The 25029-nt window shown below is 65.1% G+C and carries 10 protein-coding genes; 2 read left to right on the forward strand and 8 right to left on the reverse strand.

What is annotated here, in order from left to right; translation table 11 throughout:
• Positions 1–188: 188 nt before the first annotated feature.
• From MUN81_RS16255 to MUN81_RS16290, 8 genes are all read right to left on the reverse strand, one after another.
• A complete protein-coding gene (locus MUN81_RS16255; RefSeq protein ID WP_245112232.1) occupies positions 189–3392 on the reverse strand; it encodes a T9SS type A sorting domain-containing protein in 3204 nt (1067 codons plus the stop codon).
• A gap of 468 nt (positions 3393–3860) precedes the next feature.
• The gene (locus tag MUN81_RS16260; RefSeq protein ID WP_245112235.1) at positions 3861–5504 is read right to left on the reverse strand and encodes a glycoside hydrolase family 28 protein; all 1644 of its coding nucleotides are present in this window, start codon (positions 5502–5504) and stop codon (positions 3861–3863) included.
• Positions 5505–5587: 83 nt separating this feature from the next.
• Positions 5588–7774, reverse strand: a complete 2187-nt coding sequence (locus MUN81_RS16265) for a hypothetical protein (RefSeq protein ID WP_245112237.1) — start codon at positions 7772–7774, stop codon at positions 5588–5590.
• A 67-nt stretch (positions 7775–7841) separates the two neighbouring features.
• Positions 7842–11324 (reverse strand): DUF4450 domain-containing protein, encoded by a 3483-nt coding sequence (locus tag MUN81_RS16270; RefSeq protein WP_245112240.1) that lies wholly within the window; start codon positions 11322–11324, stop codon positions 7842–7844.
• Positions 11324–14329, reverse strand: coding sequence for a DUF4982 domain-containing protein (locus MUN81_RS16275; protein ID WP_245112243.1), 3006 nt, complete (start codon positions 14327–14329; stop codon positions 11324–11326). The genes MUN81_RS16270 and MUN81_RS16275 overlap by 1 nt, the downstream gene beginning before the upstream one ends.
• 172 nt (positions 14330–14501) lie before the next feature.
• Positions 14502–16070, reverse strand: coding sequence for a RagB/SusD family nutrient uptake outer membrane protein (locus tag MUN81_RS16280; RefSeq protein WP_245112246.1), 1569 nt, complete (start codon positions 16068–16070; stop codon positions 14502–14504).
• Positions 16071–16223: 153 nt separating this feature from the next.
• On the reverse strand, positions 16224–19373 hold the full coding sequence (locus tag MUN81_RS16285) for a TonB-dependent receptor (protein ID WP_245112249.1): 3150 nt from the start codon (positions 19371–19373) through the stop codon (positions 16224–16226).
• Between the two features lie 468 nt (positions 19374–19841).
• Positions 19842–20921 carry a glycoside hydrolase family protein gene (locus MUN81_RS16290; protein WP_245112250.1) on the reverse strand — a complete coding sequence of 360 codons (1080 nt, stop codon included), beginning with the start codon at positions 20919–20921 and terminating at the stop codon, positions 19842–19844.
• Between the two features lie 165 nt (positions 20922–21086).
• On the opposite strand from MUN81_RS16290, the gene MUN81_RS16295 reads away from it, so the two are divergent.
• Positions 21087–22418 carry a rhamnogalacturonan acetylesterase gene (locus MUN81_RS16295; protein ID WP_245112253.1) on the forward strand — a complete coding sequence of 444 codons (1332 nt, stop codon included), beginning with the start codon at positions 21087–21089 and terminating at the stop codon, positions 22416–22418.
• 125 nt (positions 22419–22543) lie between these two features.
• Positions 22544–24955 carry a glycoside hydrolase family 95 protein gene (locus MUN81_RS16300; RefSeq protein WP_245112255.1) on the forward strand — a complete coding sequence of 804 codons (2412 nt, stop codon included), beginning with the start codon at positions 22544–22546 and terminating at the stop codon, positions 24953–24955.
• Positions 24956–25029: the final 74 nt, after the last annotated feature.

Consider the following 25029-nt stretch of genomic DNA (forward strand, 5'->3'; position numbering starts at 1 on the left):
ACCGTTCGCGCCATGTAGAATTCGGCCCAACCGTTTCGAACCAACTGCATCGGCCCACCAGCGTCCCTGCAACGATAACCGAGTGGATGGCTGCGCTGTCGGAACAGGCAACTATTCTTCTGGCCACAAAAAAAGGGCCGCCCCGGTCGGGGCGGCCCTTTTGGCCTTCAAGTGAAGGGCTGCCGGACTTATTCCAGCACCACCTTCCGGGTATACACATCGGCCCCGGCCTGCACGCGCAGCGTGTAGACGCCGGCGGCTAGGCCGCGGGTGCTGAGCAAGTGCTCGGCCGAGCCCGAGGACAGGACCTGCGAGCGCACGGCCTGGCCCAAAGCATTGAGCAGGGTGGCCTGGCTGGCGCCGGGGGCGCTCAGGCGCAAGGACAGCTGGCCGGTGTTGCTGGGGTTGGGGAATACCTGCAGGGCGCTGCTGTTGGTTTGGGCGCGGGCGGCCAGCACGTTGGTGGCGGCAATGGTGAAGGCGCCCGGCGTGTCGGAGCTGCCGTAGCCGCTCACGGCCACGTAGTAGCGCGTGCCCACCGTGAGGCCAGTCACGGCCACCGGCGCGGCAAAGGCCGTGTTGTTGGCGCCGCTACCCTGGCAGAACACCTGCGTGAACGGCCCGGCCGAGCAGCTCGGCGACGAGTACACGCGCACCGCGCCCGCGGCCGTGCCCGTGATAGTGAAGGTCGATGTATTGGCGTTGGCCGTGAAGGCAAACCACACGTCTTTGGGCAGCGAGCCGCCGGCGCAGGCGGGCAGCTGGATGCTGGCCTGGGTGCCGGTGGTGGAGCCCACCGTGGTGGCCGACACGGGAGTACCGCTCAGCGCCAGGGCGCCGCAGGGCTCGTCGTTGGCCGGCACGGTGAGGGGCGTGGTGAAGGGGAAGGGCCCCGCCAGCGTGCTGCTGCCGTTGAAGCCGCCGCAAATCTGCTGCACGTAGAACTGGTAGCCGGTGGTGGCGCTCAGGCCGGTGAGGGTGGCCGTGTTGGCCGTCAGACCCGAAATGGTGGTGCCGCCCGTAGCGGGCAGGAAACCATTGAGGCCGTAAATCACCGAATAGGTGCTGCCAGCCGACAGCGTGCCGCTCCAGTTCACCACGGCAGTGGTGCTGGTGAGGGCGCCCGTGCCGAGGCCCGTAGGCGCCGGGCAGTTGGGCACCGGCGAAGCGCAGATGGTGAAGTTGCCGAGCGTGCCCGACGTGCTGTACTCGTTTACGCGGATGTAGTAGGTGGTGCTGGGCGTGAGCGTGGTCAGGTCGAGCACCGGGGCAGCCGTGTTGGAGCCCGTGCCCACGCAGGAAATGTAGGTGAGCGGGCCAGTGCAGGCCGCGCCCGAGTAGGCCCGGACCACGCTGGCCGCGCCGCCCGTCACGGTGATGCGCACCTGCGTGCTGGTGGGGCCGGTGGCCGCCGTGGTGAACTGGAACCACACGTCGCGCGGGGCGGTGATGGAGCCGCAGCCCGTGCCCTGCGCGCCGCCGGCATACACCGTGCTCGGCGTCTGGGTGGCGCCTACCGTGGTGGTCGCAATGGGCGTGCACACGTTGTTGACGGTGAGCACCGTGGCGCCGCAGGGGTCGTCATTCACAATCTGGGTGGTGAAGGCCACCGGCCCGGCCGTGCCCGAATTGGCGCCGCCGGCGCAGTTCAGCGTCACGTAAAACTGGTAGGTGGTGCCCGGCGCGAGGCCCGAGATGGTGGTCGACGGCCCGGCGAGGCCCGACAGCGTGGTGCCGCCGGTGGCGGGGTTGAAGCCGGTGGGGCCGTACACCACGGAGTAGGTGCCGGTGCCGCCCGTGAGCCAGGTCAGCGTGGCCGTGGTGGTGGTGGTGGTGGCCGTCAGGCCGGCCGGCGTGAGGCAGCCCGTGGCCGACTCCAGGATGATGTTATCCAGCCCGATGTCGTTGCTCAGGTAGTCGCCGCGGCCGCGGAAACGAATCACGGCCGTGGCCGAGGTGCTGTTGATGGGCAACACCTGCGTCACGAAGCCGGGCCCGGTCACGCCAAAGCCCACCAAGCGGCTGAAGGTAGTGCCGCCATCGTTGGAAATCTGCACCACCAGCGAGTCGCTGCCGGCCGAGTTGTTGATGTCGAAGCTCAGGCGCTTGGCGCCGGCCGCGCTCAGGTTCACGTACAAGTCGAGCGTGCCCACGTTGGGCGACTGCACCCAGCCGCTGTGGAAGCGCGCCGAGCGCGAGCCCTGGCTGGCCAGCGGCGTGTAGATGTAGGCCGTGGGGCTGGTCCAGCCGGCGGCCGAGCCGTCGTCGTCACGGCGCCAGGAGGCATTGCCCGTGGCCGGCGAGTTGCGCCACGAAGCGCTGGGCACGTCGCGGGTGCTGCAACCGTCAACCCACGTATTCTCAAAGCTCTCGATGACGGGCAGCGTGGCGTAGGTGGGCGCCGTGGAGGAAATCGTGACCGCCGTCGAATTGGCCGACTGGGCCGTGGCGCTGCACGTCACGCGGGCGCGATACAGCGTCGTGGCCGTTTGGCCCACCACGTTGTAGGTAGCGCTGGTGGCGCCGGCAATGTCGGTGTAGGAGGTGCCACCGTTGGTAGACGCCTGCCACTGGTAGGCCAGGCCGCCGTCGGTAGAAACGCCGGTGAGCGACAGCACGATGCCGGCCACCGCGCAGGTGTTGGTGGCCGTGGCCACGGCCGTGCCGGCCGTGGGCGCGCTGTTGCACACGGGGTTCACCGACACGCCCATCACGTTCAGCACGCCGGCGGTGGAAGTTTTGTTGAAGGTCACGCTCTGCACCAATTTGCTGAGGTTGGCCGGGGCCAGCGTGAACTTGTATTCGTAGAGGCGCGGGTCGGTGACGTTGTTGGTGATGGTGTTGTCAGCCGTGCTCACCCGCCCGATGCCGGCAATGGCCGCCCCCGAACCGCCGAACCAGTCGCCCACCGAGATGGACGAGAAAATCTGGGTGGTGCCGTCGCTGAACGTCACCGTGACGCCCACCGTGCTCACGCCGCTGCCCGACGAAGCCAGCACGTAGAGGTCGCCGGCGGTGCGGGGCGTGGCCAGGGCGAGCGTGCCCGTGCTCGCCGTAGCAATGCGCAACGAGTTATTAGCAGTGTAAGACGCCAGCTGGAAACTCAGGCCCGGCGTGGCGGCGCTGTTGATGAGGCCCGAAGCCGGCAGGCCCACGGTAGCCGACGCGCCTGCGGGGTTGGTGTAGCCCAGCGCCATAAGGGCGAACGACACCCCGTCAAAATCGGCCGTGGTGCGCGCCGAAGCGGCCCCGGTACCATCGGCTACCACATCGGCGGTGTAGCCGGTCACGGCCACGGGTACGGGCGCCGCCTGGGCCGCCCCTACTAAAAAAGCCCCCAGGCCGAGGGCCCGAAGCACTGGTTGGCACGTTCGCGTAAACAGGTTCTTCATAGGGAAAAATACGAGTTAGAATTTTTCCAAATGTAAACGCAAACCCTTCAGGTAATACCCTGATTCAGATGATTTTTGGCCAATAAATCAGAATGAATTTTACGTGAAATTTTACGTATTCAATAAGAAATGCGCTATTTATTCATTGCTTAATAAAAATAGCTGGCGTTTGGGAGTAAAGTTTCCAAGCTAGGGGGCTGGAGCTTGCCGTTTTGACAAAAGGCGACAATGAACATTTTTTCTAGTTAGCCATCATTTTCGGACGCCATTTGATAAGAAAGTGTAGCTACGAGCTCAAACGAACCCCAATTATGAGAGTCAATTCACCCGGTTTTGGTCTAATCATAGCTTAAACTCCCTTCAAATACGCAGATATGCTACCGGCACAGTGGCGTCGGTTTCACGCCGGTGGGCAAGTTCCAATTCCTGCCCTTCCCGATGGGTCCCAAACGGCCGCCACCTCTAATTTTACTTCCTGGGCAGGCTGACAACCTTCTTATTCACCCCTGCACCCAACTCCAAGGGCTGCTTGGCCTTGCTGAGGTCGGTATTAGTCAGTAAAATCTTTTGGGTCTTTTCGGTGCCCGACACGCGCAGTAGCACCGCCGCGCCGGGCGCGTAGCGGATGCCGTCGAGGGTGATGTTGCGGCTGTTGTGCACCTCCATCACCGGGTCGGTTTGGGTGGGCAGCAGGGTCACGTTTTTGAGGTTGATGCGGTCGGCTTCGATGCAGACCAGCCCTTGCTCGCTGCGCAGCACCGCGTTCTGCACGCTGATGTCCTGAATGGCCATTTCGGGTAGCCCGCGCACCAGGATGCCGGTTTTGGCGCCGTTGCAGGTCACGTCGTTGATGTAGATTTTGCGGAACTGCGGCGTGCCCTGGTCCACGGGCTTGGGCGGCGAGGCCGGGCGCTCCTTCGAGCCGGGTACCTGCGGGCTCGGGTCTTTTATCATGTAGTACATGTCGAAAAGCAGGGCCTCGTTGAGTATGTCCTTCATGGTGACGTGGTCGATGAAAATGTTCTCGACCACCCCACCCCGGCCGCGCGTGGTTTTGAAGCGCAGACCAATGTCGGTGCCAATGAAGGTGAGGTTGGACGCGTAAATGTTGCGGGCGCCGCCCGACATTTCGGAGCCGATGACGAAGCCGCCGTGGGCCCGGTACACCGTGGTGTTGCGGATGATGAAGTTTTCGGTGGGCACGGCGCGCGCGCGGCCTTGCTCGTTGCGGCCGCTCTTGATGCAGATGCCGTCGTCGCCGGCTGTAAACATGCAGCCTTCCACGATGCCGTTGCGGCACGATTCCAGGTCCAGCGCGTCGGTGTTGGGGCTGTAGGGCGGGTTGATGACCTGCACGTTGCGCACCACTACGTCGTCGCTCAGCAGCGGGTGCACCGTCCAGGCCGGCGAGTTCTGGAACGTGACGCCCTCAATCAGCAGGCGCTTGCAGCCATCCAGCACCAGGAAATCGGGCCGCAGGTAGTCCTTGATGTCCTCGAAATCGGCGATGTTTTGCTTCTCGGGCGTGAGCACGCCGGCTTCCTTCACGGTGGTGCCTTTCAGGGCTTGGGCCGTGGGGTACCACCGGTCCTGCTTCTCGTTGAGGGCGCCGCCCGAGGCCACTAGCTTCTTCCAGTCGCTTTCGAGGCTGCGGGCTTTCTGCACCATCCACCAGGCCTCGCCGGCGCCGTCCAGAATGCCGCGGCCGGTGATGGCCACGTTTTCGAGGTTTTTACCGTAGATGAGCGGCTGGTTGCGCACGGCGGCCAGGCCTTCCCAGTTGGTTTTGATGAGCTTGTAGTCGGCCATCTTCTCGCTGAACTGCACCAGCGCGCCGGTGGCCACGTGCAGGTTCACGTTGCTTTGCAGCTCGATAGGGCCGGTGCGCCACTGGCCCGGCGGCACCAGCACCACCCCGCCGCCCTTGGCCGCGCAAGCCGCAATGGCCTGCTGAAAGGCGATGGTGTTGGTGGTTTGGCCGTCGCCCACGGCGCCGTATCGGGCAATGGAAAACGTATCGGCGCGAAAGGCCGTGGTTTTCACGGGCGGCAGGGCGGCGCGGGTCTGGGCCGCGGCGGCCAAGGGCAGGAAGGCAAGAAGTAAAGCTTTCATCGAAAGAATGTAGCGTGGACTCTGCGAGTCCGCGCATGGACGAAACTCGGGTTGCGCGGACTCGCCGAGTCCACGCTACGAGATTACGGCATTTTCTGCAGGCCTTCCCACTTCACTTTCCAGTTTTTGGGAATGCCGGGATTGGCTTCTTTGCAGCCGTCGTAGCCGGCGCACATGAGGGCCACGGCCGCGAGCAGGCCGCCGTTGCCGGGCAGGTAGAGCGGCAGGCGGCCTTCCTGGTAGTTGTGGCCGTTGGGCAGGTAGGTATTCTTCTGCACCTTCATCAGCAGGGCATCCACGGCCTTTTCGGGCAGGCCGAGGCGGGTGGCCGTCATCGACGTCATCGGGAAGTCCCAGCCCCAGGTGTCGTTCCAGCTCCAGTCGCGCCACACCAGGTCGAAGGTCCGGCGCATGGTGGCGGCGTCCTGCTGGCCGGTGGCGGGCATCACGCCCAGCGCGGCCAGCACGGAAGGGTGGTCGGTTTTGAATTCGGGGTTGGTGTAGGAATCGGGGGCGCTTTCGGTGGCCAGGTACACACCGTTGGCCTCAGGCAGCTTCGAGAGCTTGGCCAGCACCTCGTCCCATTTGGCATTGCGGGGCTGGCCCTGGCGCTCGCGCCATTTCTGGGCAATGTCGAGGGCCCAGTGCCAGTACACCAGCTCGAACGTGGGGTTGAACGTCTCTTCAGCCTTAAACCGCTCCTGGGCCGGAATCACGCCCTTGCCCAGAATGTACCGGTCTTTCTCCTTCTCATAAAACGGAAACGACGCCATGAATTCGGCCGTCTGCTGCACCCGCTCCTGGTAGAGCTTCAGAGTGGCCGCATTGGGGTGGGCGCGGTAGACCTCCTCGGCGAAGTAGATGGTGTGCGGCTGCTGCCACAGCAGAAACGCGCCCACCGACGACGGGCCTTCCTCGCCCCAGGGGTCGGTCATTTTCTGCCAGCGCCAACCGGCGTAGCCCTGGCGCTGGGCAATGCCCCGGGCCACGGCCTGCACGTCGGGCCGGGCATACCAGGTCAGGCTCTTTTCCAGGATTTCGGGGCGGCCCCAGAGGGCGAAATGGGCGGCGTGCCACCAGTGCATTTCGAGGTGCGGGCGGCCGTACCAGCTATTGAGCAGCAAGCCGGTTTCCTGCGGCGGCTGCGAGCCGGCGTTGTGCAGGCGCGTGAGGTACTGCGAGAGCACCACGCGCCGCTCCAGCTCCTTAGCGCGCGGGTCGGGCGTGCCGCCAAAATCGACGGCGCCGCCGCTGCGCCAAAAGGTTTGCCAGCCCCGCCGGCTGCTTCCCTGCGTGGCCGCGAAGTGGGCCGGCGCCAGCCCAATGGGCAGGCGCGGCCCGAAGTGGCAGCTGATTTCCAGCGTGGCCTCGGTCCGGGCGGGCGTGAGCACGAACTCGTGCGGGCGCCCGGCGGCCAGCCGCGCCGCCCCCGACCAGCCCAGCAGCACCTGGTAGCGGGTCGTGTCGAGTTGGTGCTGCAGGCGGGCGGTGCCGGGGCGCTGGTTTTCAATGGCGGAGCGGTGCTCGGCGTCGTGGGAGTAGTCGGTGCCCATGTCGGCCCAGCCGGCCGTGGGAAACGGGAAGCGCAGGGCCACTTTCAGCCGCCCGGCTTTCAGCAATTGGGAGGTGATTTTGGCCGAAATGGCATCGTACTCATGGTGGCCCACGGTGAGCACGTCCACCGCCATGCCTTCCACCGTGAAGTGACTCTGAATTTCGCCCGTCCACGGATTCAGCACCTGGCGAATGTTTTTGATGTCCTGAACGCCGGCCACCTGGCCGTTTTTCTTCAGAATGACAAAGCCCAGGTTGCCCAGCTGCAGGCGGTGCGGGTTGGCCCGGAAGTAGTCCACGGCTTCTTTGTTGCCGGGCGTTTTCACCTGTACGGCGTAGCTCACGGGCCGCCCGTTGAGGGTGTAGGTGCGCAGGCTCTGGTCGAATTTATAGTTCTCCTTATTCGGAAACCGGTGCCAGCCCCACTCCGACTCCGTGCCCAGCGGCAGGCCCTTTTCGTAGTGCTGCGGAAACGTCTGGAGGCCGGTAAAATCGGTAGTAAAAGCAAACCGGCCGTTGCCCACCGACAGCGAATTGAGCGAGTCGGTGTTGGTGATGACGACCTTGTGGCGCTCCACCACGGCCTGGCGGTTGATGGGCTGGGCGAAAAGGCTGAAGGGCAGAACAAGAAGCGCTGCCAGACGAAGGACCTCACCCCCGGCCCCTCTCCCTAGGAGAGGGGAGCCTGACGATTGATAGATAACTTTTGTTTCCATGAACAGAACATTTTACGCCTGAATCGTCAGGCTCCCCTCTCCTAGGGAGAGGGGCCGGGGGTGAGGTTTACCGTTGGAGCGTCACGCTCATCAGCCCAATCACCACGTCGTTGGCCAGGGCGCGCACGGTGAGGCTTTTGAGCTTTTTGGCAGGGTCGAGGGGTAGTTCCAACACAGTGGCCGCCCCACCATCAATGGCGCGGGTACTGAAGCCTTTGATGCTGGTGTACTGCGTGAATTCGCGGGTCATCAGGCCGGTTTTGAGGTGAATGCGCAGGGGCCGGGGCGCGCCGGTCTGGAAGGCGAAGCCGTCGTCGGCGTAGTCCTGCTCGATGGGCCACCAGGTGTCGGGGTTGCGCAGGGGCAGCGTGGCGGTGCTGCCGTCGGTGTAGGTCACCAGCACTTCGCCATTGGTGAGCTGGCTTTGCATGGGGTTGGTGCTGCCGGCCATGAGCAGCACCGCGCGGCTGGCGCGGCCCCGCAGCGGCAGAATCACCTCGTCGGGGTAATTGTCCCACTGCGACACAAACAGCACGTTCTTTTCGCCTGCCGCGCCGGGGGTGCGCAGAGGCGCGCCGCTGGGCAGCCGAATTTCGTTTTTGGCCCCCGCCAGCCGGCGCAGGCCGCTGTCGTCGATGTTGGCCTGCGTGAGCGGGTAGCACCAGTTGCCGATGCCCTGCGTGGGCAGCGCCAACGTGGCTGCCGCCGGGCGCGGCGACAGGTATTTCTGCTGAAAAATGCGCGCCACCTGCTCGTTGAAGCCGCGGCTCAGGTCCACGGTTTCCCAGGTGGCGGCGTGGGGCGAAGCGCTTTCCGGCGCGCTGTTGGGCTTGGCCACATTGAGGTTCAGGGGCTCCCACCACGTGAGGGCGCCTTGCCGGAGCTGCACGAAGGCGGTGCGCGCGCCGGGCTCCCCTCCTACCTGGGCCGTCAGGCCGTGCTCGGTGGTTTTGGGCTGGCGCAGCGCTTGCTGCGGGTCGAACACCTTCACTACGGTGGCCTGGGGGAAATCAAAAGCCAGCGCCGCGCCGGCTGCGTAAGATTCTTTGGTGGCGGCGGCATTGGGTGTCGCGCCCTGCCACTGGATTTCCACCACGTATTTCGCCGCCACCGCGCTGCTGATTTCAATCACCGGCCGGCCCACGGCCGTGTCCATGTTGCGCCAGGGCGCGGGCTGCCCGTTCACCAGCACGGCCTGCACCTCGGCGGCGCGGGCCTGCACTTGCAGCTGCAGCTTCAGGGGCTTGGCGAAGGCGGGCGTAATGGTGTAGGTGTCGCGGGCGCCTTGCCGCTTAAATGCAAAGGCGACATCCGGCACCGTCAGGGCGGCCTCGTTCCAGGCGGCAGGCAGGCCCGGGCGGATGCGCAGCGTGCCGTGCAGGGCATCGGGCACAATGCCGAACAGGCCCTCCACCAGCGAGCGACTGGCCATGCCGATGGGGTCGGCGAAGTCGCGGTACAGCTCGCCGCGGTTGGCGTCGTAGAAGGAAACCTGCTGGAAATTGCCGGGGCTGCTGCCCAGATACATGCTTTCGAGCAACGCGCTTTTCCAGAGCCGAAAGGCTTCTTCGGGGCGGCCGCCCTGCCAGTTGGCCAGCGTGGCGTGTAGGTTTTCGGCCAGCGCCACGTTGTTGATGGACCAGTCGTAGGGCTGCCACTTAGTCGTAGAAAGCAGGTAGTAACCGGCGTCGGGCAGGCCCGCGGCGCGCACCGGAATGTGCGGCAGCTCGGCATCGGTGTAGCGCAGGGTTTGGTAGGCCTGAAAGGCGTCGGGCACCTCCGAATCGAGGGCGTGGTACACCGTCCAGAGGCCGGCGGCGGGGTGCAACAGCTGCCGGCCCAGCGCGTCCTGGTACTCGGCGTACCAGCCCCGGGCCGGCATCCAGAGCCGGGCGTTCAGGGCCTGGAGGATTTTGGCAGCTTCCTGGCGGTAAGGCGCGGCATCCTGGCCCAGCAGCTGGGCCAGCTCGGCGGCTTTGAGGTTGGCGAAGTAGTTGTAGGCCGACGAGTGCGTGACCGCGCCGCCGCTGTACTGCAGCGCATCGGAAGCCCAGATGGCGGCGTAAGCGTCGTACAAGCCGTCGTTGTCGGGGTCGAAGTTGCGTTTTTCCCAGGCCAGGTGGCGCTGCAGCACGGGCCACATCAGCCGGGCAAAGACGAGGTCGCCGGTCCAGTTGAGATGGCGCAGCAGCTCGTCGATGAACACGAGGTTCATGTCGTAGTGGTGGGGCCGGAAGTCGCCGCCCGGGTTGCGGCTGATGTAGCCTTCGCTGAACACGGCGGTGCCCAGCTTTTCCAGCTGCCGGGCCAGGTGCAGCGCCGTGTCGGGCGTGACGGGCCCTTTGGGCGGCTTGGTGAGCTGCGACTTGGCGTAGCTGCCGAAGTGCAGCTGGGCCCGGTCGTGCCAGCCCAGCGGGTCGGCGGCATAAGGCCCGCGCCAGCCGTTGAGCCGCATGCGCCAGGCAATGGCACCGTGCATATAGGAAGGCGATTCCCAGATGGCATCCGCCGCCACGCTCAGCGCCCCGCCCAGCGTGTTGATGTAGGGGTCGGGCGTCAGCACTTTCACGCGGCCCGCCAACGCCTGCCGCGCCGCTTCGGCCCGGGCAAACGCTGTCGGCAGCTCTTTGTAAGTCAGCGGGGCGGCTTTGGCCGGCACCTGCACGGCGAAATACAGCTCCTCACCTGCTTTCACCGGCACCACGCCGGCCGCTACTGGCGCCTCCGCCGCCACCGAGGCCAGCAGCTGCGCCGGCGACTCCTGCTGCCGGGCATCGGCTACGTGGGTGGTGGATGTGGACGGCACCACGCCCAGCAGCTTTTTGGCGGGGGTGGCCGACGCGGGCGCCGGAGCCGTGGACTTCGCGCCCAGGTCCCGGTACGGGTCGGGCGCCGGGCGGGCGGCCGCAGCGCCAAAGCTCAGCGTGAAGGCGTTTTTGTTAAGCTCAAACGCATTGCCCTGGCAGTACTCGGGCTTCAGGTAAAAGCTGGATTCAGGGTCGGCGCCGATGTCACCGTCGCGGCTAAACTTCTTGCCCGTGGCGCCCCCAAAAGCCCAAAGCAGCCGCACCGGGCTGGCCGGCGCCGCCCCTTCCAACCGGGTGCGCACCACCACGCCTTCGGCATCGGCCAGGGCCTGCACTTCCACGCGCAGATGGGCCGCGCCCAGCAAGGGGTCGGTGATGTCGTAGAGCATGGCCCCGGGCCGGTAGCGGGCCGTGATGTGGGCCGCGCTTATCAGCCACTTGCTTTGGCCGTTGGCCAGCAGGCCAAACTTCAAATTGCCACCCATGCCGGGCAGGTAGAGCGCAAACTCCGGCAGGTCGCCGGCCTCCACCCGGAAGCCGGTATTGGTGCCGTAGAGGGCCCGGGTGAAGCGCCGCGTGCCGTTCTCGATGACGAAATCGGTGCCATCGGGGCGGTAGCGCAGCGTGCGGGGCTGGTTGTGCCAGAGCGGCGCGGCGGGCGTCTGGGCCCGGGCGATGAGGCTCAGCAACAGGAGGCCGATGGTCCAGCCGATGGTGTCAAAAAATACTCGTAGCCTCTTCATTATTGCGCGGCGGCCTTGGTCGGGGTTGTGTATACTTCCACCTCCACCAGTCCCAGGGTGCCGGGCGGGCCGGCCTGGTCGGTGGCGGGGGCCGCTTTGGTCGCTTCCAGCTCGGTGATGTTGAAGGCATCTTTGGCCTGGGTCTGGCCGGTTAGCTCGATGCGCACCGACTGGCCCGTGCGGGGTGGAAATTTGGCCGTAAAGTAACCCAGGCTGCGCTCGGTTTTGCCGCTGAAGACCTCCTGCCCGTCTACCAGAATGCGAATGGGATAGGTGCTGTTGCGCCAGCCCGTGAGCTTCATGGCCACTTGGGTGATGGGCGCAGGCTGCACCAGGCGGTATTCTATCCAGGGCCGGGCGTCGCGGCGGTCCGAAATCCATTCCGACAGTTCGTTGTCATCAACGCTCAGCGCGGCGTTGGCGGCATTGGAATTGGCGGTGGCGCTGGCAATGGGCACCGTCAGCCGCGACACGGTGAAGGATGGGCCGGCGGGCGTGGGCCCGCGCCGCAGGCTCACCGGCAGGTCGGCGCCGGGCAGCTGCGTAGTGGTGCCGTTTGCCACCCGCACCGGCTGCGATTTCAGGCTGACGGTGGCCGGCTTCAAGCCCTCCGCCGTGGCGCGGAGCGTGATGCTGCCGGCCTGCGTGGTGCTGCGGATGAGCACCCGGTTCACGCCGCCTTCCACGGGCAGGCTTTTGGCCAGAATGTAGTTGCCGGGGCCCTGGGCCAGGCCGCCGCGCCACGCGGCCGGGCCGCTGAGGACGAAGCTGACCATGTTGAGGGCCGTGGGGCAGCGGCGGCCCTGGGCGTCGACAACCTCAACTTCCACCAGGGCCAGGTCGGCGCCGTCGGCGTGCAAGCCGCGCGGGCCGGTGGTGGGTATGAGGCGCAGGGCGGCGGGCGGGCCGGCGGTGTGGTGTTCGGCTTCACTCACTTTTTTGCCAGCGGCGTCGTAGCTCACGGCGCGCAGGGTGCCGGGCTGCCAGGCCACGTTCGGAAAGGTGAACAGGAAGCGGTACTGCTGCTGCCCAAAGCCCAGCGACTTGCCATTGAGAAACAACTCCACCTTCTCGCCGTTCGACACCACGTCCACGTTTTTCACCGTGCCGGCCGCATAGTTCCAGTGGCCGATGAGGTGGGTGCGGGTGTGCTCGGGCTCCACCCAGCCGTCCCACATCACCTGGTGGGCAAAGTAGCCATCCTTGGCAATGCGCAGGGCGTCGACCTCGCCGCTGCGGCGGTAGTTTTCCTCGCCGCGGTAGTGGGTGTTGGTGTCGGAGAAAACGATGTTGACGCCGCCGGCGCTGCTGCGCGTGCCGGTGCCGGGCCGCTCGTGCCAGTAGTCGTACCAACGGATGACGTCCTCGCGGGCCTGCGAGTCCTGGTTGCGGTTGTAGTCGGCGGCGTTGGCACCCTTGTAGAGCGGGCCCGCGCCGTCTTTGTGGAAGGGCGGGCTCAGCTCGTCCCAATACTTGCGCAGGGCCTCGTCGCGCGAGTATTCCATGGCCCAGAGCGGCTTGGTGGCGCTTTTGTTGATGTAGAGCATCTCGCCGCCGTACTCGGCTTGTGCAATGTCGAGCATCTCGCGCGAGCCGATGGCCCGGCCGCCGTGCGGGTCGTACTGGTCCCGGATGGCCTTCAGCTCCTGCATATGGGCCGCGCTGATGCTCTCGTTGCCGCCCTCGTAGAACAGGATGCTGGGGTTGTTGCGGTTGTAGACGATGGCGTCGCGCATCAGCTCCAGGCGCTGGCCCCAGCGGCGGTCGGCCACGTCTTTTTCGGCGTCGCCGGCGGGCATGGCCTGGGGCAGGCCCACCCGGTCGCAGCTTTCGATGTCCTGCTTCCAGGGCGTGACGTGCATCCAGCGCACCAGGTTGGCGTTGCCGGCCACCATCAGGCCGTTGCTGTAGTCGCTCAGCCAGGCGGGCACGCCCAGGCCCACGGCGGGCCACTCGTTGCTGGTGCGCTGGGCGTAGCCGTGCACCTGCATCACCCGGTCGTTCAGCTTGATGAAGCCGTGGGCGAATTCGGTTTTGCGAAAGCCGGTGCGGGTTTTCACCTCGTCCACCACCTGCTTATTGATTATCAAACGAGTCGAAATCGTGTACAAATACCCGTAGCCCCAGCTCCAGAAATGCAGCCCGGACATGGCCTGCTGCGCTTTCACCGTTTTCATCTCGCCCGGTTGCAAGGTCGTTTCGCCGCCGCGTAGGATGCCCACGGTTTTGCCCTCGCCATCGGCCACCACGGCTTCAAACGCGAAGGTGCGGGCCGTCGAATACTCGTTTTTCACCTGCGCCTCAGCCACCACGGTGGCGCGGCCGGCGGCCACGTCGAAACCCTGGGCATACACATACACGCCGGTGGTGCCCAGCGCCGAAAACAGCGGCAGCGTCTGGTGCAGCGGGCTCGTCACGTGCAAAAACACGTTCTTCGGAATGCCGCCGTAGTTGGCGTTGAAGTTGCGGTTGCTCCACTGGAACGTGGTGCCGGTGGCGCGCTCCTGGTAGTCCCAGTCGTTGTCGGTGCGCACGGCCAGCACGTTGTCCTGTGGCGCAGGCTTCAGGTAGGGCGTCAGGTCGAAGCCCACGGCCATCACGCCGTTTTCGTGCAGGCCGAGGCGCTGGCCGTTCAGCCAGAACTCGCCGGCCAGCCGCACGCCCTCGAACTCGACAAACACCTTCTGCCCTGCCGCGCCGGCCGGCAGCCGGAAGTGCTTACGGTACCAGGCCACGCCCGTGCTCAGGTCCTTGATGTCTTTGCTGAAAGCCTCGTCCTCGTTCCAGGCGTGGGGCAGCGTTACGGTTTTCCAGCCGGCATCATCAAAGGCGGCCGCTTCGGCGCCGGGCGCCTCCCCCACCCGCACCTGCCAGCCGGGATTGAGGCTGAGCCGGGCGCGCGGCGGGGCCGGGGCGCCGGCCGCGGGCTGCAAGCTGCCGCAGCCCAGCAGCAGTAGCGTCAGCCGCCACCACAGGCACTCGGAAACGGATTGCCGAAACGTCATAAGGGTGGGAAGGAAAAGTGGAGGAACGCAAATGAAGGCCGCGGGCCCGCGGGCACCCTCCTGTACTGTGGGGTAGGCCGCCGGCCGCCCACGGGCCCGAAACGCAACTGCGCCCGGCTTCGACCCCGCAAAGGGCCAAAACCGGGCGCAGCGCCTTGGCTACACAAGCGGCTTAGTAGCCGTCATTCTGGGTGTAGAGGCCGGGGGACGAGCCCAGCTCCACCTGCGGCACGGGCAGCAGCAGCAGGTTGGCCGTGATGGGGCGCACAATTTTGTTGTTCGGCGGCGGGGCGTCTTCGCGGGCGGCCCAGGCGTTCATCGTGGTCAGGGCCAGGCCCGAGCGCATGAGGTCGTTCCAGCGCAGGTTTTCGCCGGCAAACTCGCGGCGGCGCTCCTCCATGAGGGTTTCCAGCGTGAGGGTGGTGAGGGCGGGCAGGCCGGCGCGGGTGCGAATGGGCGTGAGGCGGGCCGCCGCCGTGGCGGGCGTGCCGCCCACGCCGCGCACTTCGCATTCGGCCTTCATCATCAGGATGTCGGTGTAGCGCAGCACGATGTAGTTGGTGCCCCAGTCGGTGCGGCTGGTGCCTTTGCCGGCCACGTTCACGTATTTCTTGTAGAAGGGGCGCGTGTCGGTGGTGCCGGCGTTGGTGTAGCCCTGCTGGATGGTGGCCGCGCGGCGGGTGTCGGTGGTCGTGAACGAAACGTTGTTCAGGTCGTTCGACACGGGCTTGATTTCAACCGAGCCGGCCGAGAACGGCAGGGCCAGGTTGCCGCTCGTGGCCAGGCCGGTGTAGTAGGCGTCGGGCACCACCACGTTCATAAACGACGAGCCCAGCGTGCCCAGGCCGTTGGAGATGTACTGGATGTCGAACAGCACCTCCGAATTGTTCTCGTTGGTGGGCGAGAAGATGTTGGCGTAGTTGGTTTGCAGCGAGTAGGCAGCCGACTGCGGCGTGCCCGTGCGGTTGATGAGCTCGTCGAGCAGCGCGTTGGCCTTGTCGTACTCGTTGCTGGCCAGGCCCGGGCCTTTGATGCCGTAGTCGGGGCCCGACTTGGTGAGGTACATCAAGGCCAGCATGCCTTTGGCGGCGCCGTTGGTGACGCGGCCCAGGCCTGAGGTGAGGCCGATGCCGCTGCCGGTGTAAGCCGCCGGCAGCACGCTGATGGCCGCCTTCAGGTCAGCCTCAATCAGGGCGTAGACGGCGGCCACGTCGGCGCGCGGAATCTTGGCCACTTCCTGCGGAATGAGCGGCTTGTCAATCACCGGCACCCGGCCAAACTTGCGCACCAAATCCAGGTAGGCAAACGCCCGGATGAACTTGGCCTCGCCCTCGTAGCGGGGCCGCAGCGAACCCGTCACGGCACCGTTTTCGGCCAGCTGGGCCAGCATGGTGTTGGCCCGGAAAATGGTGGAAAAGTCCGACGCCCAGGCGTCGGCCACGTAGGGGTTCACCACCAGCAGCGCGGCCGAGAAGTTGTTCACGGGGTCCCAGTCGCGCGAGCCGATGGAGCTCACGGCGAACATGTTGTCGGAGCGCAGCTCCGAGAGAATCACCTCACGGTCGGGGAAGCCGCGCAGCGAGTTGTACACGGCCGACATGGCCTGGTCGAAATCGGCCGCCGTCTTATAAAAGTCCGGCACCGAGCCGTTCGAAATCGGGGTTTGCTCCAGGTCCTTTTCGCAACCACCCAGGGTCACCAGCGCACAGGCCAGGGAGATGCCGAGAAATATCTTTTTCATGGGAATTTTGAAGAAAGGCTTACTCTTGACCGTCATGCTGAGCGCAGCCGAAGCATCTCGCGTGCAGCAGTAATTACTGTAGTCGCAACGAAGCGGGAGAGATGCTTCGGCTGCGCTCAACATGACGGCCTTTTCCGCACAGTTCGCAATTAATTAAAAAGTGAGGTTGAGGCCGAGCACGAGGGTTTTGGCCAGCGGCAGTCCGCCGTAGTCCGAGCCCGAGATGAAGGTGCCGGTGTTGCCCGTGTTGAGGGCGTCGGGGTTGAGGCCGCCGTAGTACTTGTCCCAGCCAAACCAGTTTTCAGCCGTCACATACACGCGGGCGCCTTGGGCCACGCGCTTGCTGATGAGCTGGCCCAGGTCGTAGCCCAGCGTGATGGTGCGCACGCGGTAGTAGTCGGACGAGTACAGCCAGTCGGTGTTGCGGATGAAGCCGAAGTTGCCGGTGGCTTTGCCTTTCACGCCGGCGCCGGGGTTTTCAGCCGACATCCACCGGTCGCGGGCGCGGCCCAGGGCATTTTCTTTGTAGCCCACGCTGGTGCGGTCGATGGCGCGGCCCAGGGTGGAGTATATGGAGCCGCCGTACTGGCCCTGAATCAGGAAGCTCAGGTCGAAGCCCTTGTAACGCAGCGTGTTGGTGAGGCCGAAGGTGTAGGTCGGGTTGGGGTTGCCCACCACCTGGCGGTCGTTCACGTCAATCTTGCCGTCCTTGTTGTAGTCTTCGTAGCGGGGGTCGCCGGCGGTCTGGTTGCCGAAGCGGGCCGCGCCGCCGTCGATGTCGGCCTGGCTCAGAATGCCGATTTGCTTCACCACGAAGATGCTGTACACGGGCAGGCCCACCTGCAGGATGTTGCTCTCGGTGTCAAGGCCGTTGGGCACGTAGATGGTGGCATCGCCGGTGCCCAGGTGCACTACTTTGTTTTCGTTGTGGCTCAGGTTGAAGGAAGTCGTCCACGAGAAGGCGCCCTCCAGGTTGCGGGTGTTCAACTCGAGTTCCCAGCCGGTGTTACGCACCTCGCCGATGTTCTCCAGGTTGGTGCCGAAGCCGGCGGCCGTGAGCACGGGCACGTTCAGCAGCAGGTCGAGGCTGTTCTTGGTGTAGTAGTCGAACGACGCCGTGATGCGGTTTTTCAGCACGCCGAAGTCGGCGCCGAAGTCCACGGTGCGGTTGCGCTCCCACTTCAGCCGCGAGTTGCCCACCTTGTTGGGCGCCTGGCCGGGGGCAATGAGGCCGCCCAGGGTGTAGTTGGTGGTGCTCAGCGTGGCAATGCTGGCGTAATCGCCGATGGAGTTATTGCCGGAGTAGCCTAGGCTGGCGCGCAGCTTCAGGTCGCTCAGGAACGAAACCGACTGCAGGAAAGGCTCCTGCGAGATGCGCCAGCCCGCCGATACGGCCGGGAACACGCCGGCGCGGTCTTCGGAGCCGAAGCGCGACGACGCGTCGCGGCGCACGCTGGCCGACAGCAGGTATTTTCCATCATAAGAATACTGCAGGCGGCCGAACGTCGAGAGCAGCACGTTTTGCGAGGCCGTGGGCCCCGAGGTGGTGATGGCCACCGCGCCGTTGAGGGTGCGCACGGTGTTGTTCACGAAGCCGCCCGACGACGAAGCGCTGTTGTTGTCGAGGCGCGAGAAATTGTAGGAATAACCGCCCAGCAGCGAGAAATCGTGCTTGCCCAGGGTGCGGCTGTAGGTGGCCGTGTTTTCGTTCACCAGGGTCTGGCGGCGGTAGGTGCTGTACGAGCCGCTGGCCAGCGAGGTGGCCAGGTTGCGGGTGGGCGGCGCGTACGAGTTAGACGTCGACTCGTTGTTGTCGAAGTTCAGCGAGGAACGCAAACGCAGGCCGTTCACCGGCTGGTATTCGCCAAACACGGTGCCCAGCGTGCGGTAGTTGCGGGTGTCGCCCTCGTAGTTGTTAATCACGGCAATGGGGCTGGCCGTGCTCACGCCCCAGCGGTAGGCCTCGTTCTTGCCGTAGGCGGTGTTGATGCCGGCGGTGTCTTCCACGATGGGCGTTTCGGACAGCAGCTGGTGGAAGCGGTTGTCTTTGCCCTCGATGCCGGGGTCTTTCGAAATGGAATAAGTGGGGTTGATGGTGAGGCCGAACTTGAGCTTGTCGTTGGCCTTCACTTCCACGTTGGCGCGGGCCGTGAAGCGCTTGTAGTCGAGGCCCAGGGCAAAACCCTGCTGGTCGTTGTAGTTGCCCGACACGTAGTAGTTCACGTTGTCGGTGGCGCCGGAGGCGCTCACCTGGTAGTTCTGGCTCACGCCCGTGCGGTAGAGTTCGTCCTGCCAGTCGACGTATTTCAGGCCGGGATGGCCGGGGATGGCCCAACGGTCGTCCAGCATCAGGTCGGGGTTCACGTTGTTGCCGGTCAGGCCCAGAATCTGGCGGCGTTGGGCCGTGGTCTGGTCGGCGGTGCGGCCCGCGCCCGATTTCACCCAGTTGTTGTTGATGATTTCGGTGGCGCGGGAGGCCCACTCCTCCCCGCTCAGCAGGTCGAGCTTCTTGGCGGCACGCGAGCCGCCCACGTAGCTGTTCACGCTGATTTGGGGCTTGCCCGAGCGGCCGCGCTTGGTGGTGATGAGCACCACGCCGTTGGCGGCGCGCGAGCCGTAGATGGCGGCCGCGGCGGCGTCCTTCAGCACCTCAATCTTCTCGATGTCGTTGGGGTTGATGTTGTCGAGCGGGTTGCCGCTGCCGAAACGGCCGTTGGCGCTGGCGCCCACGTTTTCGAGCGGAAAGCCGTCAATCACATACAGCGGCTCGTTGCCGGCCGAGATGGAGCCCGCGCCCCGCACCTGAATGCTGAAGGGACGGCCGGGCACGCCCGAGGTCTGCTTCACCTGCACGCCGGCCAGCTGGCCCACCAGCGCCTGGTCGACGCGGGCAATGGGCCGCTCTTCCAGCTTGCGGGCGTCCATGGTGGCAATGGCGCCGGTCACGTCGGCCCGCTTCTGGGTGCCGTAGCCCACCACCACCACCTCGTCGAGGCTCTTGGTGTCGTCGGCCAGCTTCACGTTAAAATCGCCGGGGCCGCTATATGCCCGCTCCTGCGTTTGAAAGCCGATGAAGCTAAACACCAGCGTGCCGGGCTTTTCGGGCACCGACAGCGAGAACGAGCCGTCGGGGTTGCTGGTGGTGCCCAGGGTGGTGCCTTTCACCACCACCGTCACGCCGGGCAGGCCTTCGCCCTTGGGCGAGGTCACCTTGCCGGTGAGCTGCCAGTCGGCCAGCACGCGCCGCGTGGCGGCGGGGTGCGCCGGCACGGCCGCCAAAACCGGCCCCGTGAGCAGAAGCATTGGCACGCAAGCCGCAAGCCGCAAACGTTGCCAGGAGTAAAAAGTATTCATGATGTGGGAATTGGGTGAGACTTTTTGACTTAACTCGAGGGGTGGAAGGCGGAACCTGGGCCAAACTTAGAAGTGGGGTGAGCCCTTACTCTCCTGTAGACTACTGGTTAGGCGCTTGTGGCTACCATATTGTCCGGTTTGTGTGCGTAGTTGTCCACTATTGGCCATTTGGCCAGGCCGGGCGCGGCAGAAACCAGGCGGCCGGCCTTGTGTGGGCGCGGCGCGGTACGGTGCCCGCAGTTGCAGCTGCGGGCACCGTCCGGTGGCCTGGGTGTGGGTAGAACCGCAAGGCCGCTCACTTTACCATTTATGCAAATATTTCTTCTTTCTGCCGCATTGCCGTCCCGCACCCTCCTGCCCCGCAGCTGCTTTGCCTTCTGACAGCCCCTGCGCGTTGTTTCCGCAGCTGGCTGACCGTCAGCCTATCCGAAAAACAAATGCCGAAGCCGTCATCTCCCGGCCTCCCTGCGAGGCGCAAAACAGGTATTCGGGCTTGCCGTCGCGCAGCAGCAGCTGGGGCCGTTCGAGCCGCCCATAGCGTTTGAGCCTGGGCGGCGCGGGCGGCTCCGTCACGCCGTAGTCGCGGATGGGCAGGAAGGCGATTTTGGGGAACGTCCAGGTTTTGCCGTCCACCGACTCCAAATACAAGCCCACTTCCTGGCTGTAGACGCCCATATCCCGGGCCAACAAGTTGAACCGGCCGTGCTGCCGCCACACAAAGGCGTCCTCAAACTGCTTGTTGTGGCCCTGCCCGGAAAAGTCGATAACTGGGTTGCCCTCGAATTTGACGTAAGGGCCTTGCAACTGGTCGGCGATGGCAAGGCCGTACTTGCGGTTGCCGCGGATTTCCTGGCCTTTGGCGTCTTCGTACTCTTTGGTATTCCAGGACTTGTAGTAGAGCCAGTACTTGCCTTCGTGCTTCACAAAGGCGGGATTGGTGGTGCAGTGGTCGTCCCAGGCACCGGCGGGGCCGGGCAGCAGCAGGGGCTGGTCGGGGCGCGTCCAGGGGCCGTTGAGGGTGGGCGCGGTGGCCAGGCCGATGCGCTTGGTGTCGGTTTTGCCGTTGGCGTTGCCCATGAAAAACAGGCAGTACTGGCCGTCGACGAACTGAATGCTGGGGTTGTGGCAGGTGGTGGCGTCCCAGTGGCCGGGGCCGCGCGGGGCCAGCACCACTTCCACGAAAGTGTAGGGGCCTTCAGGCTTGTCGGCCACGGCGTGGCAGATTTCGGAGCCGTTTATCCAGCCGCTCATGCCCTTGCTGGCCACCCAGCGCGAGAAAAAGACGTGCACCTTGCCATCGGGCCCGTAGATGGGCGAGTTGCACCACACGTAGTAGCCGGGCAGCTCCAGGGCCCGGCCCACCGGCTTGAGGTGCTTGCTGAATTTGGCGAAGGCGCTTTTCGGGTAGTCGATGAGCCGGGGCGCCGAAAAACCGGCCATTGCCCGGGCAAACGGCGCCAAAACCAACCCGGTGAGAAACGTGCGGCGAGTAGGCATCGCAAAGAGGAGATACTGAAGTGTGCAGCGCAAGGACGGCAGCGGCCAGAGCGGGACTCTCCTGTACTCTGCCGAGCGGGCCCGGCGCCCATGACAGTGCAGGTAAGCCTTCGGTGAGCCGGCGGGTACTTTTAGCCTGTTGCCTTTCCCCACCCTTCCCGCTCTATGAAGAAAAACTTCCTCGTCGCCGCCACGGCGGGCATTTTGCTGGCTGGCCCGGCCGCCGCCCAAACGCCCAAAACCACCTTCAAATTTGACTTCGGGCCCGGCAAAGCGGCGCCCGGCTACCAGCAGGTGCTGCCCACGGCGACCTACTCCGAGGCTACCGGCTTTGGGTTCGACTTCGGCACCTCCGTGACGGGCACCGACCGGGGCGGCAAGGACGCGCTGCGCAGCGACTTCGTGACCAGCCCGCAGCCCTTCTACTTTTCGGTGAAGCTGCCCGAAGGCAACTACAACGTGACCGTGACGCTGGGCGACCCGAAAGGCCCCAGCAGCACCTTCCTCAAGGCCGAGTCGCGCCGGCTGCTGCTCGAAACCACCGCCACCAAGCCCGGCCAGTTCACCACCCAAACCTTCACACTTAACGTAAAGAGCCGCCGCATCAACGACACCGAACAGGTAAGCCTGAAGCCCCGCGAGCTGCGCAAGCTGGACTGGGACGACCGCCTCACGCTGGAATTCGACGGCGCCAACCCCTGCCTGGCCGCGCTGGAAATAACGCCCGCGCCCGCCGCCGCCACCATTTTCCTGGCCGGCAACTCTACCGTGGTGGACCAGGACGACGAGCCCTGGGCCGCCTGGGGCCAGATGCTACCGCGCTTCCTCAAGCCCGGCGTGGCCGTGGCCAACCACGCCGAATCGGGCCTCACGCTGGGCAGCTTTCTGGGCTCGAAGCGCCTGGCCAAGGTGCTGAGCGTGATGAAGCCGGGCGACTACCTATTCATCGAATTCGGCCACAACGACCAGAAGGACAAGGGCGAAAACGACGGCGCCTGGAAATCCTACACCGAGCGGCTGCACATCTTCGTGCAGGAGGCGAAGAAAAAGGGCGGCATTCCGGTCATCGTCACGTCCACCAGCCGCCGCACCTTCGGGGCCGATGGCCGGATTGAAAACAGCCTGGGCGACTTCCCCGCCGCCGCCCGCAAAGTGGCCGAGGAAGAGAACGTGGCCCTTATCGACCTCAACGCCATGACGGCGAAACTCTACGAGGCGCTGGGCGTGGAAGAATCGAAAAAAGCACTGGTGCACTACCCCGCCAACACCTACCCCGGCCAGACCGCGCCGCTGGCCGACAACACCCACTTCAACCCCTACGGCGCCTATGAGATTGCGAAGTGCGTGGTGGAAGGCATCAAAGCCAACAAGCTGGGCCTGGCGAAATTCCTTCGCCACGACACGCCGGCGTTCGACCCGGCCAAGCCGGATGCGCTGGCCGGCTGGGTTTGGAAAGGCAGCCCGCGCAGTGAAGTGACCAAGCCGGACGGCAATTAGGCGAAAAAACGCAACATGTTACGTGTAGCGTGGCCTCTGCGAGCCCGCGCATTCATAAGGCCGTTCGCCCAGGCGCGGACTCGCAGAGGCCGCGCGACCTCCCTTCCTGCCCTGACTACCAGCCCATGAACAAACTTCTGGCTTTCCTTCTAATCCTCTCCGGTCCCGCCCTTGCCCAAACTAAGCATGACCAAACCCTTTGGTACGACCAGCCCGCCAAGGTGTGGGAAGAGGCCCTGCCGCTGGGCAACGGCCGGCTGGGCGCCATGGTGTTTGGCCGCCCGGCCGAAGAGCTGATTCAACTGAACGAGGCCACGCTGTGGACCGGTGGCCCCGCCAACCCCAATCCCAACCCCGAGGCATTCAGCCATCTGGCCGAGGTGCGTCGCCTGCTGTTTGCCGGCGACAACGGCGCGGCCGTGAAGCTCATGCGCCGCATGCAGGGCCCCAACACCAACGCCTACCAGCCGCTGGGCGACCTGCTGCTGCGCCAGCCGCAGGCCAGCGGCGCCACCAACTACTACCGCAACCTGAACCTGGCCGACGCCACGGCCACCACGCGCTTCAGCGCCGGGGGCGTGGATTACACCCGCGAAGTATTCGTGACCGCGCCGGGTCAGGTGGTGGTCATTCGCCTCACGGCCAGCCGGAAAAAGACGCTGGCTTTCAGCCTCTCGACCAAAAACCAGCTTGAATTCAGCAAAGCCGTGGAGGGCGGCCGGGACCTGGTGCTGCGCGGCAAAGCCCGCATCTACGCCGACGAGCGCCGCACTCCGAAGCTTGTGGTGTACAAGGACGACCAGAACTGCAACGGCATGCGCTACCAGATGCGCATTCGGGTGGTAAAAACCGATGGTAAAGTGTCGGCCGACAGCATTCTGCACATCTCGGGGGCTAGCGAGGCGTTGATTTTAGTGTCGGGCGCCACCAGCTTCAGCGGCTACGACAAGTGCCCTGACAAGGACGGCAAGGACGAAACCAAGGAGGCCCTGCGCTACCTGAATGCGGCCGCCGGCCAGCGCTTCGCCAAGCTGAAAGCCGCGCACCTGAAGGATTACCAGCAGTATTTCAACCGGGTGCAGTTCACGCTGGACGGTGCCGTGCCGCCCAACCTGCCCGTCGACCAGCGCCTGAAAGCCTATAAGGCCGGCCAGCCCGACCCGGCGCTGGAGTTGCTCTACTTCGATTTTGGGCGCTACCTGCTCATTTCCAGCTCGCGGCCGGGTGGGCCGCCGGCCAACCTGCAGGGCATCTGGAATCCGCTGATTCGACCGTCGTGGCGCAGCAACTACACCACCAACATCAACCTGCAGATGAACTACTGGCCCGCCGAGGCCTGCAACCTGCCGGAAATGCAGGAGCCCCTGCGCGCCCAGATTGCGCGCTTTGCCAAAAACGGCACCGCCACGGCCACCCACTACTACCACGCCCGCGGCTGGGCCGTCCACCACAACTCCGACCTCTGGGCCCAGACCAACCCAGTGGGCGAGGGCAGCGGCGACCCCAAATGGGCCAACTGGAGCCTGGGCAGCCCCTGGCTCTCGCAGCACCTCTACGAGCACTACCGCTTCACCAACGACAAGGCCTACCTGCGCACGGAGGCCTACCCGCTGATGAAAACGGCCGCCGAATTCTGCCTCGACTGGCTGGTGGAAAAGGACGGTTTTTTGGTCACGGCCCCGTCTACCTCGCCCGAAAACAGCTACCTGCTGCCCAACGGCAGTAAGGAGGTGGTGACCATTGCCTCCACCATGGACATGTCCATCATGCGCGATTTATTCGCCAACGTCATCGAAGCCGACTCCATTCTGGGCATCGACGCGGACTTCGCTGCGCTGCTGAAACAGAAGCGCGCCCGGCTCTACCCGCTGCACATCGGGCAGGCCGGCAACCTGCAGGAATGGTACGGCGACTGGCCCGACGTGGACCCGCAGCACCGGCACGTGTCGCAGTTGTTTGGCCTGCACCCCGGCCGCGAAATCTCACCTCTGCTCACACCCCAGTACGCCGCGGCCGCCCGCAAAACCCTGGAAGTGCGCGGCGACGAGGGCACCGGCTGGAGCAAGGCCTGGAAAATCAACTTCTGGGCCCGCCTGCTCGACGGCAACCACGCCTACAAAATGTACCAGGAGTTGCTCAAAGTCTCGACGCTCAACAATCTCTTCGACACGCACCCGCCGTTCCAGATTGACGGCAACTTCGGCGCCACGGCCGGCATCGCCGAAATGCTGCTGCAAAGCCAGCTGGCCGACGTGCATTTGCTGGCTGCGCTGCCCGCCGCCTGGCGCACAGGCCACGTGGCCGGCCTGGTGGCGCGCGGCGGCTTCGTGGTAGATATGGACTGGCGCGACGGCCGGCTGACCAAAGCGCGCATCCTCTCGCGCACCGGCGCCCCGCTCCGCCTGCGCACCAACACGCCCGTGACGGTGCAAGACGCGGCCGCCAAGTCCACCACCAGCGCAGTAAACGGGCAAACGCAGTTTCTCACCATATTCGAAACGAAAGCCGGGAAAACGTATGAAATCGTGGCGCAGTAGAGACGCGACCCTTCGCGTCTCGGCGTTCGCGCCGTTCCAACGTTTCGTTCAACGCCGAGACGCGAAGGGTCGCG

This window comes from Hymenobacter sp. 5317J-9 (genome assembly GCF_022921075.1).
Taxonomy (GTDB): domain Bacteria; phylum Bacteroidota; class Bacteroidia; order Cytophagales; family Hymenobacteraceae; genus Hymenobacter.

Excerpts from the sequence above, each read along its gene's own strand:
- MUN81_RS16255 (WP_245112232.1), bottom strand. The coding sequence starts at position 3,392 with ATGAAGAACCTGTTTACGCGAACGTGCCAACCAGTGCTTCGGGCCCTC.
- MUN81_RS16260 (WP_245112235.1), bottom strand. The coding sequence starts at position 5,504 with ATGAAAGCTTTACTTCTTGCCTTCCTGCCCTTGGCCGCCGCGGCCCAG.
- MUN81_RS16265 (WP_245112237.1), bottom strand. The coding sequence starts at position 7,774 with ATGGAAACAAAAGTTATCTATCAATCGTCAGGCTCCCCTCTCCTAGGG.
- MUN81_RS16270 (WP_245112240.1), bottom strand. The coding sequence starts at position 11,324 with ATGAAGAGGCTACGAGTATTTTTTGACACCATCGGCTGGACCATCGGC.
- MUN81_RS16275 (WP_245112243.1), bottom strand. The coding sequence starts at position 14,329 with ATGACGTTTCGGCAATCCGTTTCCGAGTGCCTGTGGTGGCGGCTGACG.
- MUN81_RS16280 (WP_245112246.1), bottom strand. The coding sequence starts at position 16,070 with ATGAAAAAGATATTTCTCGGCATCTCCCTGGCCTGTGCGCTGGTGACC.
- MUN81_RS16285 (WP_245112249.1), bottom strand. The coding sequence starts at position 19,373 with ATGCTTCTGCTCACGGGGCCGGTTTTGGCGGCCGTGCCGGCGCACCCC.
- MUN81_RS16290 (WP_245112250.1), bottom strand. The coding sequence starts at position 20,921 with ATGCCTACTCGCCGCACGTTTCTCACCGGGTTGGTTTTGGCGCCGTTT.
- MUN81_RS16295 (WP_245112253.1), top strand. The coding sequence starts at position 21,087 with ATGAAGAAAAACTTCCTCGTCGCCGCCACGGCGGGCATTTTGCTGGCT.
- MUN81_RS16300 (WP_245112255.1), top strand. The coding sequence starts at position 22,544 with ATGAACAAACTTCTGGCTTTCCTTCTAATCCTCTCCGGTCCCGCCCTT.